16 protein-coding genes are annotated in these 14969 nt (G+C 73.9%); 7 read left to right on the forward strand and 9 right to left on the reverse strand.

From position 1 onward, the window contains the following. The first annotated feature begins 42 nt into the window (after positions 1-42). The 3 genes from AOK03_RS12475 to AOK03_RS12485 are packed head-to-tail and all read left to right on the forward strand — an operon-like array spanning position 43 to position 1231. A complete protein-coding gene (locus tag AOK03_RS12475) occupies positions 43-288 on the forward strand; it encodes a LapA family protein (protein ID WP_055565285.1) in 246 nt (81 codons plus the stop codon). Continuing rightward, positions 285-614, forward strand: a complete 330-nt coding sequence (locus AOK03_RS12480) for a hypothetical protein (protein ID WP_063792486.1) — start codon at positions 285-287, stop codon at positions 612-614. Before AOK03_RS12475 ends, AOK03_RS12480 begins: the two co-directional genes overlap by 4 nt. Before the next feature lie 38 nt (positions 615-652). Next, positions 653-1231: a GNAT family N-acetyltransferase gene (locus AOK03_RS12485; protein ID WP_055565287.1), complete on the forward strand. Its 579-nt coding sequence runs from the start codon at positions 653-655 to the stop codon at positions 1229-1231. Here AOK03_RS12485 and AOK03_RS12490 read toward each other — a convergent pair. Further along, positions 1206-1547: a DUF6204 family protein gene (locus AOK03_RS12490; protein ID WP_055565288.1), complete on the reverse strand. Its 342-nt coding sequence runs from the start codon at positions 1545-1547 to the stop codon at positions 1206-1208. The genes AOK03_RS12485 and AOK03_RS12490 overlap by 26 nt on opposite strands. Positions 1548-1621: 74 nt before the next feature. On the opposite strand from AOK03_RS12490, the gene AOK03_RS12495 reads away from it, so the two are divergent. Then, a complete protein-coding gene (locus AOK03_RS12495; RefSeq protein WP_055565289.1) occupies positions 1622-2518 on the forward strand; it encodes an arginase family protein in 897 nt (298 codons plus the stop codon). 40 nt (positions 2519-2558) lie between these two features. After that, the gene (locus AOK03_RS12500) at positions 2559-4532 is read left to right on the forward strand and encodes a DUF5107 domain-containing protein (protein ID WP_208609534.1); all 1974 of its coding nucleotides are present in this window, start codon (positions 2559-2561) and stop codon (positions 4530-4532) included. A 38-nt stretch (positions 4533-4570) separates the two neighbouring features. Here AOK03_RS12500 and AOK03_RS12505 read toward each other — a convergent pair whose 3' ends face one another. Together AOK03_RS12505 and AOK03_RS12510 are read right to left on the reverse strand one after the other, a co-directional pair. Next, complete coding sequence (locus AOK03_RS12505) at positions 4571-5881, reverse strand: amidohydrolase (protein ID WP_055565290.1); 1311 nt, start codon at positions 5879-5881, stop codon at positions 4571-4573. Positions 5882-5924: 43 nt separating this feature from the next. Next, positions 5925-7241: an amidohydrolase family protein gene (locus AOK03_RS12510; RefSeq protein WP_055565291.1), complete on the reverse strand. Its 1317-nt coding sequence runs from the start codon at positions 7239-7241 to the stop codon at positions 5925-5927. 231 nt (positions 7242-7472) lie between these two features. Here AOK03_RS12510 and AOK03_RS12515 point away from each other — a divergent pair, with 231 nt between their 5' ends. Beyond that, entirely contained in the window at positions 7473-7862 is a 390-nt protein-coding gene (locus tag AOK03_RS12515; RefSeq protein ID WP_055565292.1) for a VOC family protein, read from the forward strand. 18 nt (positions 7863-7880) lie between these two features. Here AOK03_RS12515 and AOK03_RS12520 read toward each other — a convergent pair whose 3' ends face one another. The 3 genes from AOK03_RS12520 to AOK03_RS45170 form a co-directional block, all read right to left on the reverse strand. Then, the gene (locus tag AOK03_RS12520) at positions 7881-8609 is read right to left on the reverse strand and encodes a GntR family transcriptional regulator (protein WP_079074670.1); all 729 of its coding nucleotides are present in this window, start codon (positions 8607-8609) and stop codon (positions 7881-7883) included. A gap of 70 nt (positions 8610-8679) precedes the next feature. Next, positions 8680-9036, reverse strand: a complete 357-nt coding sequence (locus AOK03_RS12525; protein WP_055565293.1) for a VOC family protein — start codon at positions 9034-9036, stop codon at positions 8680-8682. A 192-nt stretch (positions 9037-9228) separates the two neighbouring features. Continuing rightward, a complete protein-coding gene (locus AOK03_RS45170; RefSeq protein ID WP_370443954.1) occupies positions 9229-9306 on the reverse strand; it encodes a 50S ribosomal protein bL37 in 78 nt (25 codons plus the stop codon). A 171-nt stretch (positions 9307-9477) separates the two neighbouring features. Between AOK03_RS45170 and AOK03_RS12530 the strand changes: the two genes are divergently transcribed. Further along, positions 9478-9963, forward strand: coding sequence for a phage holin family protein (locus tag AOK03_RS12530; protein WP_055565294.1), 486 nt, complete (start codon positions 9478-9480; stop codon positions 9961-9963). 81 nt (positions 9964-10044) lie between these two features. On the opposite strand, the gene AOK03_RS12535 is transcribed toward AOK03_RS12530, so the two are convergent. From AOK03_RS12535 to AOK03_RS12545, 3 genes are all read right to left on the reverse strand, one after another. Beyond that, positions 10045-12576 carry an ABC transporter permease gene (locus AOK03_RS12535; RefSeq protein ID WP_055565295.1) on the reverse strand — a complete coding sequence of 844 codons (2532 nt, stop codon included), beginning with the start codon at positions 12574-12576 and terminating at the stop codon, positions 10045-10047. Between the two features lie 104 nt (positions 12577-12680). Beyond that, on the reverse strand, positions 12681-13442 hold the full coding sequence (locus AOK03_RS12540; protein ID WP_055565296.1) for an ABC transporter ATP-binding protein: 762 nt from the start codon (positions 13440-13442) through the stop codon (positions 12681-12683). Positions 13443-13570: 128 nt separating this feature from the next. Continuing rightward, on the reverse strand, positions 13571-14866 hold the full coding sequence (locus tag AOK03_RS12545) for a sensor histidine kinase (RefSeq protein ID WP_244177585.1): 1296 nt from the start codon (positions 14864-14866) through the stop codon (positions 13571-13573). Positions 14867-14969: the final 103 nt, after the last annotated feature.

Genomic DNA, 14969 nt, shown 5'->3' on the forward strand with positions numbered 1-14969 from the left:
AGCGGGGGAGGCCGGTGTACCTCCGACGGAAGGGTCCACAGCATGAGCCCCAACACCTCCACGGGCGGCTCCCAGGGCGGCGGCTCGGGCGGCGGGCTGATGACGCCCGGCAGGGTGGCCGTCGCCGCGGTCGTCGTCCTCACCCTCGTCTTCATCTTCGAGAACACCCGCAGCACCAAGATCCGCCTGCTCATCCCCGAGGTGACCGTCCCCCTGTGGATGGCCCTGCTCGGCACGGGACTGATCGGCGCCCTCTGCGGGGCCTACTTCATGCGGCGGCGGCGGTGAGGGCGCGGCTCGCGCGGGCGGGCGCGGTGGCGGGCGGCGCGGCCGCGGCCACCCTGCTGGCGGTCACCACGGCCGCCGCGGCCGGGCCGCCGGTGCCGGACTTCCGGGGCAAGGGGCTGACCGACGTCTACTCCGCCGTCGGCTTCCGCACCCGGGTCGACGTCCAGGACCTCAGCGGCTTCCGACGGCACGTCCTGTGGCCCGCCAACTGGAAGGTCTGCACGCAGTCCCCGGCCCCGGGGCAGCGCCTCGACGGCGGGGCGATCACCATCGGCGCGGTGAAGACCGGCGAGCAGTGCCCCCGGACGCAGGCCCCGACGCCCTGAGCGCTCCCGTGCCCCACCCCTGCGGATAGCGTGGCGGGATGCCCGAACGTCTCATCGCCCTCGCCGAAGGCCCCCGCGTGGGCATACGTCACCTCACCCTCGCGGACGGCGCCGAGTTCACCGCACGCGCGGGCCGGAGCCGGGAGCTGCACCGGCCCTGGCTCTTCCCGCCGCGCACCGAGGACACCTTTCGCGCGTACGCGGAGCGGCTCGTCGCGGACCCGGCCAAAGCGGGGTTCCTCGTGTACGAACGGGACGGCGGCGGAATCGCCGGATTCATCAACATCAACAACATCGTCGGCGGCGCCTTCCACTGCGGAGCCCTCGGCTACGGCGCCTTCGCGCACGCCGCCGGGCGCGGCCTGATGAGCGAGGGGCTCGGGCTCCTCCTGACACACGCCTTCGACGAACTCGGCCTGCACCGCCTGGAGTCCAACATCCAGCCGGGCAACGCCGCCTCGATCGCGCTGGTCCGCCGCGCGGGCTTCCGGCTGGAGGGCTTCTCGCCGGACTTCCTCTACATCGACGGGGCCTGGCGCGACCACGAACGCTGGGCGATCACCGCCGACATGCCACGGCCGGGGACACCGGTCAGCGACGCGAAGGCTTCCGATTGATCTTCATGGTGTCCATGTCCGTCGCCTTGGACCGCAGATCGCGGAAGCCGTGCCCCACGTCCTTGAGGATACTTTCGGCCTTCTCCTCCGCGAGCGCCTCCGCCATCTCCTCGCCGTCCGCCGCGTCCGAGCGCACCACGAAGCGGTACGAGAAGTGCTGGAGCGCGCGGTCGTAGGTGAGGGTGCCCTCCGGTGTGAACTGCATGTTCGCCAGGCCGTGTTCCTCGACGTCGGCGAGCAGAGCGGTCCGCGACGCGTCCGTCAGCGCGTCCCACCTGCCTCGGACGATCACCCGGTAGGTGTGCTGCGTAACCATCTTCGCCCCGCTCTCCCGTTCGACGACACCAGCAGTGTTGAAAGGGCCAGCGTACGTCGCGGAGGATGGGCGGCATGCGGAATATCGTGCTCGTCGACGCACCCTCCAACCTGGGCCTGCGCCCGCCCGCCCCCGGCACCGTGCCCGGCTGCTACAAGCTGGCCGGCGCACTGCGTGAGCGGGGCATCCTGCGCCGCCTCGGTGCCTCCGAGGGCGGCGTGGTGGTGCCACCCCGGTACGACCGCGGTGACTGGCAGGAGGGCGACGGCGTCTTCAACGCGGCCGCCATCGCCTCCTACACCCGCACGCTCGCCGACCGCATCGAACACCACGTGCGCGGCGAGGACTTCGTCGTCGTGCTCGGCGGCGACTGCTCGATCCAGCTGGGCGCCGCGCTCGCCCTGCGCCGCATCGGGCGGTACGGCATCGCGTCCATCGACGGCTCCGCCGACTTCCGGCACCCGGGCAACTCCGACCGGATCGGCGCCGCGGGCGGCGAGGAGCTCGCCCTCGCCACGGGCCGCGGCCAGCGGGACCTCACCGACCTCGAAGGGCTGCGGCCCTACGTGCGCGACGAGGACGTCTGCATCTTCGGCCTCAGGGACGGGGACGAGGACCGCGCGGAGTTCACCACCCTGAAGATCGCCAACGCCACCGTCGGGGAGCTGCGGAAGTGGGGCGCGGAGAACATCGCCCGCGCCGTCGCACAGACCCTGGAGGAGCCCGAACTCGACGGCTTCTGGGTCCACCTGGACGCCGACGTCCTCGACCCGTCGGTGATGCCTGCCGTGGACAGCCCCGACCCCGGCGGTCTCTTCGCCGAGGAACTCCTCGAACTGCTGCGGCCGTTCGTCCGCTCGCCGCGCTGCGTCGGCCTCAACGTCACCATCTACGACCCCGACCTGGACCCCGACGGCAAGGCGGGCGACCTCCTCACCGACGTGATCGTGGAGGCTTTTGCACAATCCTGACCTGGGCGGGCTCTGGCCCACGCCCCGTCGACCGTGTTCCATGGTGATCGTGAAGACGACCGTGCGACGCGACGTACTGACCCTGCCCGCTGCCGCGCCGGGGCCCGAGAACCCGCTGCCGCCACTGCTGCCGCTGCGGAACGTGCACACCCTGGACGAGCGCGCCAAGGAAGGGCTGCCGCGCGACATGGCGCGGCAGCTCGGGTACGAACCGCTGCGCTCCCCCCTGCCCACCCGGGTCCTCGACGCGTACGGACGCGAGCGCACCGAGACGGCGCTCGACGTGATCGTCGTCGAGAACGCCCGGCTGCGCGCCACCGTCCTGCCCGGCTACGGCGGCCGCGTCCACTCCCTCCTGCACAAGCCGACCGGACGCGAACTGCTCTACCGCAACCCGGTCCTGCAGCCCGCCGCCTTCGCGCTCAACGGCGCCTGGTTCTCCGGCGGCATCGAGTGGAACATCGGCGCCACCGGCCACACCACCCTGTCCTGCGCCCCCGTGCACGCGGCCCGCGTCCGCGCGCCCGACGGCGGCGAGATGCTGCGCCTGTGGGAGTGGGAGCGGCTGCGCGACCTGCCCTTCCAGGTGGACCTGTGGCTGCCCGAGGACTCCGACTTCCTGCACGTCGGCGTCCGGATCCGCAATCCGCACGAGAAGCCCGCACCCGTCTACTGGTGGTCGAACATCGCGGTGCCCGACGAGCGCAGGGTGCTCGCCCCGGCCGACGAGGCCTGGCACTTCGCGTACACGGGCGCGCTGCGCAAGGTCCCGGTGCCGGAGTTCGAGGGCGCCGACCGGACCTACCCGCGGCGCAGCGAGTACCCCGCCGACTACTTCTACGACGTGCCGGACGGTGAGCGGCGCTGGATCGCCGCGCTCGACGACGAAGGACACGGACTCGTCCAGACCTCCACCGACCTGCCGCGCGGCCGCAAGCTCTTCCTCTGGGGGACGGGCACCGGTGGCCGGCGCTGGCAGGAGTGGCTCACCGAACCCGGCACGGGCGGCTACGCGGAGATCCAGTCGGGCCTCGCGCGCACCCAGCTGGAACACGTACGCCTCGACGCGGAGACCGAGTTCAGCTGGCTGGAGTCGTACGGGCCGCTGTCCGCGTCCCCGGCGCGCGTGCACGGGGAATGGGCGGACGCCCGCGGCGAGGTCGCGGCACGCCTCGCCGACGCACTGCCCCGCGAGGCGGTCGACACGGCCTACGAGGCGTGGCTGACCTGCGCCGACGCCGAGCCCGGCGAAGTGCTCGCCGCCGGATCCGGATGGGGCGCGCTCGAAGTCCTGCGCGCCGGGTACAAGTTGCCGGGGACGCCCTTCGCCGAGTCGACGCTCGGGCCCGACCAGGCACCGTGGCTGGAGCTGCTGCACACGGGGGCCGTCCCCGAGCCGCGCAAGGTCGCGCCGCCCGGACCGACGCCGGTCGCCCCGCACTGGCGGGACATGCTGGAGACGGCGCCCGCGCGCCCGCTCGCCGAGTACCACCTGGGCATCGCCCAATGGCACGCGGGCGACCGGGCGCAGGCCGTCCGCAGCTGGGAGCGCGGGCTCGAACTGGCGCCCTCCCGCTGGCCGTTGCTGCGCTGCCTCGCCGTCGCCGACCACGCCGAGGGCAACACGGAGCGGGCGGCCGACCGGTACGCGGAGGCCTTCGACGACCTGTGCCAGGAGCGCCGCGACGACGGGTCCGCGTGGACCGCCGCCACCGCGGCACTCGGCAGGGAGGCCGTCACCGAGCTGCTCGCCGCCCACCGCACGGAAGCGGCCCGTTCCGTCTGGGACCGCCTGCACGAAGCCACCCGCGCCGAGGGCCGCTTCCGCCTCCTCGAAGCCCAACTCCTCTATTCGGAGGGTGACATGGCCGGGGTTCGGGCCGTCTTCGAGTCCGGCTTCGAGGCGTCGGACCTCCGCGAGGGAGCGGAGACGCTGGGCGACCTGTGGACGGCGGCGACGGGCGAGGCGATACCGGCGCGCTACGACTTCCGGATGCGACCGGCGGAGGGGTAGGACGCTGGCACGGCGGCATCGCCCTGGTGGCCCTCGCGTCAGACCAGTTCGCCGTCGCGGGCCACCACCCGGCCGCCGTGTACCACCAGGTCCCGCTGAGGCATGTCCACGATGGCCTGCGGAATGCCCTCACCGCGTACGAGGACGAAGTCGGCCGGGGCGCCCGGGGCGAAGTCCGCGTGGCGCAGGCCCATGACGTCCGCGCCGCCGTGGGCACCCACGCGGTAGCAGTCCGTCAGCTCCTCGTCGAGGCGCACGTCGGTGACCCAGCCGAGAATGTGCGTGCGGTGCAGCATGTCCGCGTTGCCGAACGGGCTCCACGCGTCCCGCACGCCGTCCGAGCCGAGCCCGACGCGCACCCCGTGCTCGTTCAGCCTCGCGATCGGCAGGACCAGCGACTCGTTCGGCGCCACCGTCGTCAGGGAGATGTCGAGCTCGCCCAGGTCGGCCGCCATCGTGTTCAGATCGCCGTCGGACAGGTTCGGCAGGCAGAAGACGTGACTGACCGTCACCTTGCCCTGCAGGGACAGCGCGCGGGTGCGGTCGATGATGGCCCGCAGGACCTTCGTGCCCTTCTCGTCCCGGTCGTGCAGATGGATGTCCACCCCCACCCCGTGCCGGTCCGCGAGGCCGAAGACCAGGTCGAGCTGCTCGTCCATCGCATGGTCGAAGCTGATCGGGTCGATGCCGCCGATGAAGTCGACGAGACCGGAGCGGGCGGCCTCCTCCAGGAGTTCCGCCGTGCCGGGCGTGCGGACCACGCCGTGCTGCGGGAACGCCACGATCTGCACGTCGAGCGCGTGCCGCAGCCGGTCCCTGGCGTGCGCGACGCCTTCGAGGCCCGCCAGGTCGTAGGCCGGTGCCACGTCCGCGTGGGCCCGCATCGCGCGGGTGCCGCGGGTCACGGCGTGCGCCATCAGGCCGTACGCACGCTCGCCGACCGGCCGCTGCTGGCTCTTGAACAGCTCCACGTCCTGGGCGACGTAGTCGGCGATGCCGCTCGCGGGCTTCCGCGTCACCCAGGAGCCGCCCCACGTCGTCTTGTCGGGGTGGATGTGCGCGTCCACGAGGGAGGGCAGCGCGACCCTGCCGCCGCCCTCGACGACCTCGGCGCCCTTGGGGGCGGGCCGGTCGGAGATCCGGCCGTCGACCACCGTGAGGTCCACGGCCTTGCGCGCGCCGAGCGGGCGCACGTCGCGGAAGACGACGGCCTTTCCGCGGCCGCGGTCACCGGCCTCGCGGGCGTCGGCGTCGGCGGCCGCGGCCGTGGTGCCGGCGGACAGCGCGGCTCCGGTGCCGGCCAGGGCGGCGGCACCGGCGAGCATGCCGCGGCGGGACAGGGGTGTCATGGGAACTCCTTCGGGGAGAGCGACGTGAGAAGGGGAGCCGGAATCAGAGCGCGAAGCCCGAGCGCACCACGCGTGCGGGCTTCTTGAGGACCGTCACGTCCGCCAGCGGGTCGCCGTCCACGAGCAGTACGTCGCCCGCGAAGCCGCGCGCCAGGCGGCCCACCCGGTCTTCGAGGCCCAGCAGGCGTGCCGCGCCCGTGGTCGCCGTGCGGATCGCGTCGAGGGCGGGCAGCCCCGCCTTGCGCATCAGCTCCACCTCGCGCCCTATGGGGTCCACCGCGCCGCCGGAGGAGTCCGTACCGGCCGCGAGCGGCACGCCCAGCTCGTGGGCGGCGAGCACCGCACGTTCGAGCACCGGCAGATAGGTGCGGCCGCGCTCGGCGAGCACCGGGTCGGAGGACTCGGCGAGCCCGGCGATGGCGGTGAGGGTCGGCGTGAAGTACGTGCCCCTGCGCCGCATCTCGCGCAGTGTGCGCTCACCGACGAACGCTCCGTGCTCCAGCGAGCGCACGCCCGCCAGCACGGCGTCATGGCACCCCTTCTCGCTGTAGCTGTGGCACAGCACGCCCTTGCCGCCCCGCTTGGCGGCCGCGACGACGGCGGAGAGCTGGTCGCGGTCGTACACCTGGGCCAGCGGATCCTGCTCGGGAAGCCCGGCGCGTTCGTTGACGCGCGTCTTGATGACGTCGGCGCCGCGGGCCAGGTTGACCTCGACGACGCGGCGCAGCGCCTCGGGCGAGCGCACCCCGTCGCGCAGTCCGGCGAGCGGGGTGAGGTCGGGGTCGGCGAGGACCGTGTCGCCGAGGTCGGGCGTGACGAAGATGCCGGCGGCGCGGAGCCGGGGTGCCAGGTGCGGGGCCTGACGCGCCAACTCCCGTACGGCGATGTCCTGGTAGAAGTTGGTCGAGCCGCTGCGGGCGGTGGTCGCGCCCTTGAGCACGGCGTCCCGCGCCTCGGCGGCGGTGTTGAGGTGGATGTGCGCCTCGACCAGACCGGGCAGGATCCACTTGCCGTGCGCGTCCACCACCTCGGCGCCCTCCGGCACGCGGGTCCGGCCGCGGGCCCCGGCGGCGCGGACGACTCCGCCGACGATGACGACCACCGCGTCCTCGGTGACCTCGCCGGTCGCGGGGTCGAGCAGGGTGCCGCCGTCGACGACCAGGGTGCCGCCGGTACCGGGGGAGCCGCCGGCGCGTCGGGCGTCCCGGTCCGTGCCCGCGTACGTGGCGGACGGAGCGGCGGCCGCGGGTGGTACGGCGGCCGAGAGCGCCGCTGTGGTGCCCGCGAGCGCCGCCGCACCGGCGAGGATCCCGCGCCGGGTGAGCCGGGACGGGGGCGGCGGGGTGTTCTCAACGCACATCGGGCGACTCCAGAGGAGGGGGAGCGGAGGGGACGCGTCCGCCAGTTTGTATACCAAGTGTCCGAGCGGCGGCAAGGCTGCGATAGAGGCCCGGGTGAAGTGTGCGATAAGTGCTGAATGCCCAAAGGAGTGCGATGCTCCTGGTATACAACGCACCTCAAGAGGCGAGTCGATCAGGGCCGCTATAGCGTGGCTGGGACCCGCCGCACCGGGGACAGCGAGGAGACCGCCATGTCATTGCAGGTGAGCGCCGTCATGCTCGGCGTCGAGGACCTGAACCGCGCCAAGAAGTTCTACGTCGACGGCCTGGGCTGCGAGGTCGACCAGGACTATCCCGGCTTCGTCCGGTGCAGCATGGGGCCGGGTTCCTCGATGCTGGCGCTGTACGAATGGGAGGCCGCCGCGCGCGACGCGGGCGTCCCCGCGGAGGGAACCGGTTTCCGCGGCGTCTCGCTCCACCACCTCACCGACTCCCGGGGCGAGGTGGACGCGACCGTGGAGGCGGCGCGGGCCGCCGGTGGCACCGTGGTGAAGGAACCGGCCGCCACGGAGTGGGGCGGCTACTTCGGCTACTTCAGCGACCCGGACGGCCACCTGTGGAAGGTCGCCACGACCGCCTGACGGCGGGACGCGGGCCGGTCAGACGGAGTCGCCGCCCGCCTCGAAGAGCGACCGCAGCGCGACCGCCTGGCTGTCCCGTACGTGGAGCAGCGTGCTCGCCGCCGCCGTGTCCTCGTCGCCCGCCGCGATCTGCCGGTAGATGAGCCGGTGCTGGGCCCGCATGTGGTCCGGCTCGGCGCGCATGCCGAACAGGAGCTGCAGCTGCCAGCTCAGCTGCTCCATCGTGCGGGCGAGCAGCGGGTTGCCGGACAGGGTGACGATGCCCTCGTGGAACGCGGTGTGGGCGGCGACCTCGCTCGCCCCGTCGTCCGCGTCCGACGCCCGCTCGGCGTGGCCGAGCGTGGCACGGAGCGCGGCGAGGCCCGGCGGCTCCTCCGGGGCGCAGCGCGCCACCCGGCGGGCCGAGAGCCGGGACGCCTGGACGGCGAGCGGCTCCCACACCTCGTACAGATGCCGTACGTCGTCGGGCTCCAGGCGGCGCACCCGCACGCCGCTGTGCGGCAGGAGTTCGAGCAGTCCCTCGGCGACCAGCGAGCGCAGGGCCTCGCGGACGGGGACGCGGGACATCCGCAGCTCCTCGGCGACCTCCCGCTCCACCAGCCGGGCCCCGAGGGCATAGCGCCGGTCGACGATGCGCCGACGGACGGCCTCGCGCGCCTGGGCGCTCAGCGACGTACGCTCGGCGCCGCCCGCCGACCCGCCCGCGGCCGAAGCGCCGGTCGCGCCACTCGCCGTACTGCCCGCCACGTGCACCGTCCTCCGCTCGGCCCGGGCCAGCGGCCCGGCGGGACGCCCGTCCCGCCGTGGAGGATACGGGTCAGTCGGTGCTGACGCGGCGGTCCGCGTACTCGAACACGGAGCCGTCCGGGTGCATCGCGATGAGGTTGCGGCCCGCGGGGGTGGGCACCGGGCCCGCGATGACCCGCGCACCGGACGCGTTCAGGATCATGTACGCCTCGTCGACGTCCTTGACGGCGATGGTCGCCGAGACCTTGCGGAGCACCTCGATCTCCTGCTCCGGACCGCTCATCAGCAGGAAGCAGCCGATCGCCGCGACGGAGACGCCGCCGCGCTCGAAGCGCATGGCCTTGCCGCCCGCGAGCCGTTCGTAGAACGCGACCGAGGACTCCAGGTCCTCGACGCAGATCCGCAGCGTGGTTCCCAGGATCTCCATGATTGGAACGCCCTCACCTCTTCGACCTGCCACCGGCCTCTCTGACCCGGCACCGGCTCCGCAACGATTTCATGATTGCCCGTCCGCCCGCCACCGCCTCCGGCGAGAAGATCCCCCAACTCCCGGCCGCCCCAAGCGCGTCGGAGGGCGGCACCGTGCGGTGCCGCCCTCCGTTCGCCGTGCCGCCCTCGGTCAGGACTGGGGACGGCTGCCGTGGTTCGCGCCGTTCTTGCGGCGGGCCTTCTTCTTACGACGTCGCTTCGAGGACATGGATACCTCCGTGTTTTCCTATGGTGCTTCCCGGGTGCGAATCCGGACGATCACGCGCCGCCTACCCTAGGGGACAACAGGTCATGGTGTGTCCCGTGTCACTCTGTGGGGTCGTGGTCGCACGCGGGGTGTTCTCCGTTAAGCCGCCGGTGGCCCGGGTACCCGGGCGCCATGACTGGTCCAGAGAATGCACTGTCGGGCCTCGACAGGGGCCTGACCGACGAACTGGTGCGGACGATCCGCGCCGAGCTGCGCGAAGAGCTCCGCGAGCAGACGAGAAAGCAGCGGCGCAAGGCCACGCTCTACGCGGCGTCCGGCGCCGCCGCCTTCTACGCGGGCGCCGCGGCCGCCCTGGCCATCGGCCTCGTCATCGCCCTCGGCCTGCCCGGCTGGGCCGCCGCCCTCATCGTGGGCGCCCTGCTCGGCGGGGCGGCGGTCCTGCTGCGCAACGCGGCAGAGCAGGGGCCCGCGCGGGACACCGGGGCGCCCGGAGCCGGGGCGCTGCCGGAGCCGACCGGCAGCGGACTGGCCGCCCCGGCCGTTCCTGACGCCGCCCCTGACGTCCGGCCGGGTGGACTCGGCACGCCGGAGGCGCCGCCGATGCCGCCCACCGCGCCCCCGACGGGCCGCGCGGACGTTCCCGGCCCCCGCCGGTAGTTCCACGCCGCCGCTGCTCCCGGTCGGTGCGGCAGTCGTCGCCCCGGCAGGCGTCGCCCCCGGCGGACGCGCGCGGCGGGCTCAGTCGGCGGCCGTCGCGGTGGTGACGGCGACGCGGGCCGCCTTGCGGGCGGGCCACAGCGAGGCGAGCAGCGCGACCGTCATGGCGACGGCGATGCCGCAGGTCAGCCGCCCCCAGGGCAGCACGAGCGTGTAACCGGCGACGGATTCCTGCAGCGTGCGGCCGAGGGCCCAGCCCAGGAAGACGCCGAGCACGGTGCCGAGGACCGCGCCGAACGCGCCGACGATGAGGGCCTCCCAGCGGATCATGCGGGTGATCTGGCCGCGGTCGAGGCCGACGGCGCGCAGGACGCCGATCTCCTTCTGCCGCTCCAGGACCGACAGGGCGAGCGTGTTGGTGACGCCGAGCCCGGCGATCAGGGCCGCCACGGTGAGCAGGGCGTAGAAGACGTCGAGCTGATCGCCGATGCCGCCGCTGTACTCGTCCTGGACGGCGCGCCGGTCGAGGACGGACAGGGCCGGGTCGTCGCCGAGTGCGCGGCGGAGCGCACGGTACGCGGCCGGGCTCGCGCCCCCGTCGGTGGCGACCAGGACGAGGTGCGTCCGCGGAGTCCTGTCGTAGCGGGCGACCAGGGAGTTCGCCGCCGTGATGCTGGGGAGCAGATTGCTCTGCGGGTCGGCGCGGTAGACGGCCCCGATGGTGACCCGGCCGCTCGTCCCGCCGCGGCGTACGGGCAGCGTCTGGCCCACGTGCCAACCGGCCTCCTCCGCCTTGTAGTCGGCGACCGCGATCTGCCCCCGGGTGAGGGAGTCGAGCGTCCCGTCGACGAGGTCGTAACGCATCAGCCGTCCCACGGTGTCGGGATCGACGCCGGTCAACACGGCCGACCGGCCGCCGAGTTGGTAGCCGGTGGACTGGTCGAGCCCGCTGACCGCGGCGCCGGGCACCGTGGCGGCGGCCTTCGTGTTGGCGGCGGTCAGCCGCGCGCTGTCGACGGCGGGCTCGACGAGGTAGTCCGCGGTGAAGTCGTGCGTGGTGGCCCGCTCCAGATAGCGGTCGGCGGAGGCGCCGAGGACGGACAGTCCGGAGGCCAGCGCCAGCGCGATGGTGAGTGCGGCGGCCGTGGCGCCGGTGCGCCGCGGATCGCGGGTCGTGTTGCGGGTGGCGAGGACGCCGTGGACCGGGCTGAGCCGCAGCAGCGGCGGGCGCAGCAGCGCGACGAACGGCCGCGCCAGGAGCGGGATCAGGCCGAGCACGCCGACCACGGCGAACAGGGTGCCGACCCCGATGACGGTGCGTGCGTCGCGTCCCGCGCCCACCGCCCCGTACACCACGACCAGGATGCCGAGCGCGGTGAGCACGGCGCCGACGGCGGTGCGCCGGGAGCGGGCGGTGGCGGGCGCCGGGGTGCCGCTGCTGGTGAGTGCCGTGACGGGGGCGATGGCCATGGCCCGGCGGGCGGGCAGCCACGCGGCGACGACCGTGACCGCGGTGCCGAGCAGGAGGGTGCCGAGCAGGGTGGCGGGCGACAGGACGAGCGGGGCCGCCGGGGCGCCGGACGTGCCGAGGAACTGGTTCAGTGCGGCGGCGACGCCGGTGCCGACGGCCAGGCCGAGCGCCGAGGAGACGGCGCCGACCAGGGCGGACTCGGCGAGCAGGATGCGGCGCACCTGCCGCCCGGAGGCGCCGAGCAGACGCAGCAGGGCCAGTTCGCGGGCGCGGCGCCCGATCAGCATGGTGAACGTGTTGGAGATCAGGAAGGCGGCCACGAACAGCGCCACCAGCGAGAAGCCCAGCAGGATCTGGCCCATGGTGTCGTCGTCGCCGGAGGCGAGGTTCGCCTGGATGCGGCCGAGCGTGGCGCCGGTCACCGCACTGGCGCCCTTGGGCAGCAACGGGCCCACGCGGTCGGCGAGTTCCGGTGCGGCGGTGCCGCTCTTCGCGGTCAGCTCGATGCTCTGCACGTGTCCGGGCGCGGCGAAGAGGCGCTGGGCGGTCCGCGTCGTGAACAGGGTGAGGGTGCCACCGTCGGTCAGGCGGTGCCCGTCGGAGCCGAAGACGCCGCAGAGCCGGTACGTCGCGGCGGACTGGCCGGTGCCGACGCGCACGCGGTCGCCCACCCGGTAGCCGCCCTGTGCCGCGGTGGCCGTGTCGAGGGCGATCTCGTCGTCGTGGGCCGGGCCGCGGCCCGCGGTGAAGCGGTAGGCGGCGTCGGTGCCGTCCGGGCCCGGGGCGTAGTTGCTGCCGAGGTGGGAGTCGCCGGCGCCGAGCAGCCGGCCGTCGCGGTCGGCCACGGCGGCCGAGCCGTCTACGCGGTTCGCGGCGTGCGCGACGCCGGGGATCCGGGCGAGCCGGGCGGCGAGCCGCTCGTCCAGGCCGGTCGGCGCGCTGCCGTCCGGCACGGCGTCGACGCCGATGTTGACGGCGATGCGGTCGTAGCCCGCCGAGGCGCGCTCGGCGGCGGCGCCGGACCGGGTCTGGCTGAAGACGAGACTGCCGGCGGCGAACGCGACACCGAGGACGACGGCGAGCGCGGTCATCAGGAGACGCGCCTTGTGCGCGAGGACGTTGCGCAGTGCGGTACGGAACATGGGAAACGGATCCTGAGGAAGGTCGGTCAGAGGGAGGGGCGCAGGCGGACGGGCGCAGGCGGACGGGCCGCCTCACGGGGAGAGGCGCGGGCGGAGGTGCCGCGTCAGGCGGTGGTGGCGCGCGGGTCGAAGTCCTTCATGCGCTCCAGCACGCGCTCCGCGCCGGGCCGCACCATCTCGTCGACGATCCGGCCGTCGGCGAGGAAGACGACACGGTCCGCGTAACCGGCGGCGACGGGGTCGTGGGTGACCATGACCACGGTCCGGCCCAGCTCGCGCACCGAGTCGCGCAGGAATCCGAGGATCTCCGCCCCGGTGCGGGAGTCGAGGTTGCCGGTCGGCTCGTCGGCGAAGACGATCGCCGGCCTGGCCGCGAGCGCACGGGCGACGGCGACGCGCTGCTGCTGCCCGCCGGAGAGTTCGGCGGGCCGGTGGCGCAACCGTCCGCTCAGGCCGACCATGGCGATCACATGGTCCAGCCACTGCCGGTCCGGGCGGCGCCCGGCGATGGTCAGGGGCAGCGTGATGTTCTCCAGGGCGGTCAGCGTGGGCAGCAGATGAAACGCCTGGAAGACGAAGCCGATGCGGTCCCGGCGCAGCTCGGTCAGCTGCCGGTCGTCGAGCCGGGCCAGCTCCGTGGTCCCGATGCGCACGGACCCGGACGTGAACGAGTCCAGGCCCGCCACGCAGTGCATCAGCGTCGACTTGCCGCTGCCGGACGGGCCCATGATCGCGGTGAACTCGCCCTGCCGGAAAGCGATGTCGACACCGTCGAGGGCACTGACACGCGCCTCACCGCTGCCGTACACCTTGTGCAGATCGCTGGTGGCCGCGGCGACGGGGCCGTGAGCGTGGGCGACGGTCATGGAGGACTCCTTCTCGGTGCGTGGCGTGCACCTCGAAGGCTCCGTGAGCGGTGTATCAGCGGCTGATCCGCGCCCGCGCCGTCACGTATCAGTTCCGCTCAGGTCCGCTCGGTTCTGCTCAGGTCCGCTCAGGCCCGCTCAGGCCCGCTCGGTTCCGCGGCAGGCGCAGTGCTCCGCGGCAGGTGCAGCGTGGCGACGGCTCCGCCGCCCTCCGCGTCGCCCAGCCGCAGCTCGGCGCCCAGGACCCGGGCCTGGCCCAGGGCGATGGTCAGGCCCAGACCGTGGCCGCCGCCGCGCTCCCGCGCACCGGTGCGGAAGCGGCGCGGCCCCTCCCGCAGCAGGTCGGCGGGGAAGCCGGGGCCCTGGTCCCGGACCGTGACGGCGTACTCGGCGACGGTGACCTCGACGGGAGCACGGCCGTGCCGGTGCGCGTTGACGACGAGATTGCCGACGATCCGTTCGAGCCGCCGCGGATCGGTCCGCACCACAGGCTCGGCCGCCGTGACGACCGTGGTGGGCAGCCCGGTGCGCGCGACGGCCTCCCGCACCACCGCGTCGAGGGGCACGGGAGTGCGGACCGGTTGTTCGGCGCCCGCGTCGAGCCGGGACACCTCCAGCAGATCCTCGACCAGGTCGCGCAGATCACGGATCCGGGCCCGCAGCAGGTCCTCGGTCTCGCCGGGCGGCAGCAGATCGGCGGCGGCCAGCAGCCCGCCGACCGGGGTCCGCAGCTCGTGCGCGACGTCCGCGGTGAACCGCCGCTCGGAGTGCAGCTGTCGCGCCAGGCCGTCCGCCATGGCGTCGACGGCGGCCGCGATGTCGGAGATCTCGTCGCGCCCCTTGGTGGGACCGGTGCGGGCGTCCAGGTCCCCGGCGGAGATCCGGCCCGCGGTCTGCGACACGCGGTGCAGCCTGCGGCCCAGGACTCCGGAGCCGTAGACCGCGAGCGGTGTCACCACGGCCAGGGCCGCCAGCGAGGCGACCGTCATGCTCATGTCGAGGCGCTGGAGGTCGTGGATCCGCGGGCCCATGTTCACCCGGTAGGCCAGTACCTTGCTGCCGGGACCGCCGACCCGCTGGGCCGCCCACATCGAGGGGCCGTCGTTCCCGTCCACGTGCCGGTCGTAGGCGGTGTGCCGGTCGCCGTCGGGCGGTTCGCGCAGCGCGCCGGGCAGCTCGGCCGGGTCGACCTGGACGCCGTCGGCGAGGACGCCGCCGCGCCGGTAGGTGTCCACCGCCGAGTAGAGGCTGTTGAGCGCATCGGCCTCGGCGCGGGAGTGGATGTCCCACCGGGTCCAGACGTGCACCATGACGCCCACGGTGGCGGCGACCAGACCCGCGCTGGCCGCCGCCAGTGCCGCGATCTTCCACCGCACCGGCACTCTGCGGTCGGACCGGAACGGGCGGCGGCCGTGCTGTGCCACGTCAGCCCGTTCTGCGTCGGCCTGTTCTACGTCGGCTCGTTCCGCGTCAGCCCGTGCCACGTCAGCGCCTGAGCTTGTAGCCGAAGCCGCGGACCGTCTCGAT

Origin of the sequence: Streptomyces atriruber (assembly GCF_001418325.1) — a bacterium.
In the GTDB taxonomy this organism is placed as follows: domain Bacteria; phylum Actinomycetota; class Actinomycetes; order Streptomycetales; family Streptomycetaceae; genus Streptomyces; species Streptomyces atriruber.

Excerpts from the sequence above, each read along its gene's own strand:
- AOK03_RS12475 (WP_055565285.1), top strand. The coding sequence starts at position 43 with ATGAGCCCCAACACCTCCACGGGCGGCTCCCAGGGCGGCGGCTCGGGC.
- AOK03_RS12485 (WP_055565287.1), top strand. The coding sequence starts at position 653 with ATGCCCGAACGTCTCATCGCCCTCGCCGAAGGCCCCCGCGTGGGCATA.
- AOK03_RS12490 (WP_055565288.1), bottom strand. The coding sequence starts at position 1,547 with ATGGTTACGCAGCACACCTACCGGGTGATCGTCCGAGGCAGGTGGGAC.
- AOK03_RS12495 (WP_055565289.1), top strand. The coding sequence starts at position 1,622 with ATGCGGAATATCGTGCTCGTCGACGCACCCTCCAACCTGGGCCTGCGC.
- AOK03_RS12500 (WP_208609534.1), top strand. The coding sequence starts at position 2,559 with ATGGTGATCGTGAAGACGACCGTGCGACGCGACGTACTGACCCTGCCC.
- AOK03_RS12505 (WP_055565290.1), bottom strand. The coding sequence starts at position 5,881 with ATGACACCCCTGTCCCGCCGCGGCATGCTCGCCGGTGCCGCCGCCCTG.
- AOK03_RS12510 (WP_055565291.1), bottom strand. The coding sequence starts at position 7,241 with ATGTGCGTTGAGAACACCCCGCCGCCCCCGTCCCGGCTCACCCGGCGC.
- AOK03_RS12515 (WP_055565292.1), top strand. The coding sequence starts at position 7,473 with ATGTCATTGCAGGTGAGCGCCGTCATGCTCGGCGTCGAGGACCTGAAC.
- AOK03_RS12525 (WP_055565293.1), bottom strand. The coding sequence starts at position 9,036 with ATGGAGATCCTGGGAACCACGCTGCGGATCTGCGTCGAGGACCTGGAG.
- AOK03_RS45170 (WP_370443954.1), bottom strand. The coding sequence starts at position 9,306 with ATGTCCTCGAAGCGACGTCGTAAGAAGAAGGCCCGCCGCAAGAACGGC.
- AOK03_RS12530 (WP_055565294.1), top strand. The coding sequence starts at position 9,478 with ATGACTGGTCCAGAGAATGCACTGTCGGGCCTCGACAGGGGCCTGACC.
- AOK03_RS12535 (WP_055565295.1), bottom strand. The coding sequence starts at position 12,576 with ATGTTCCGTACCGCACTGCGCAACGTCCTCGCGCACAAGGCGCGTCTC.
- AOK03_RS12540 (WP_055565296.1), bottom strand. The coding sequence starts at position 13,442 with ATGACCGTCGCCCACGCTCACGGCCCCGTCGCCGCGGCCACCAGCGAT.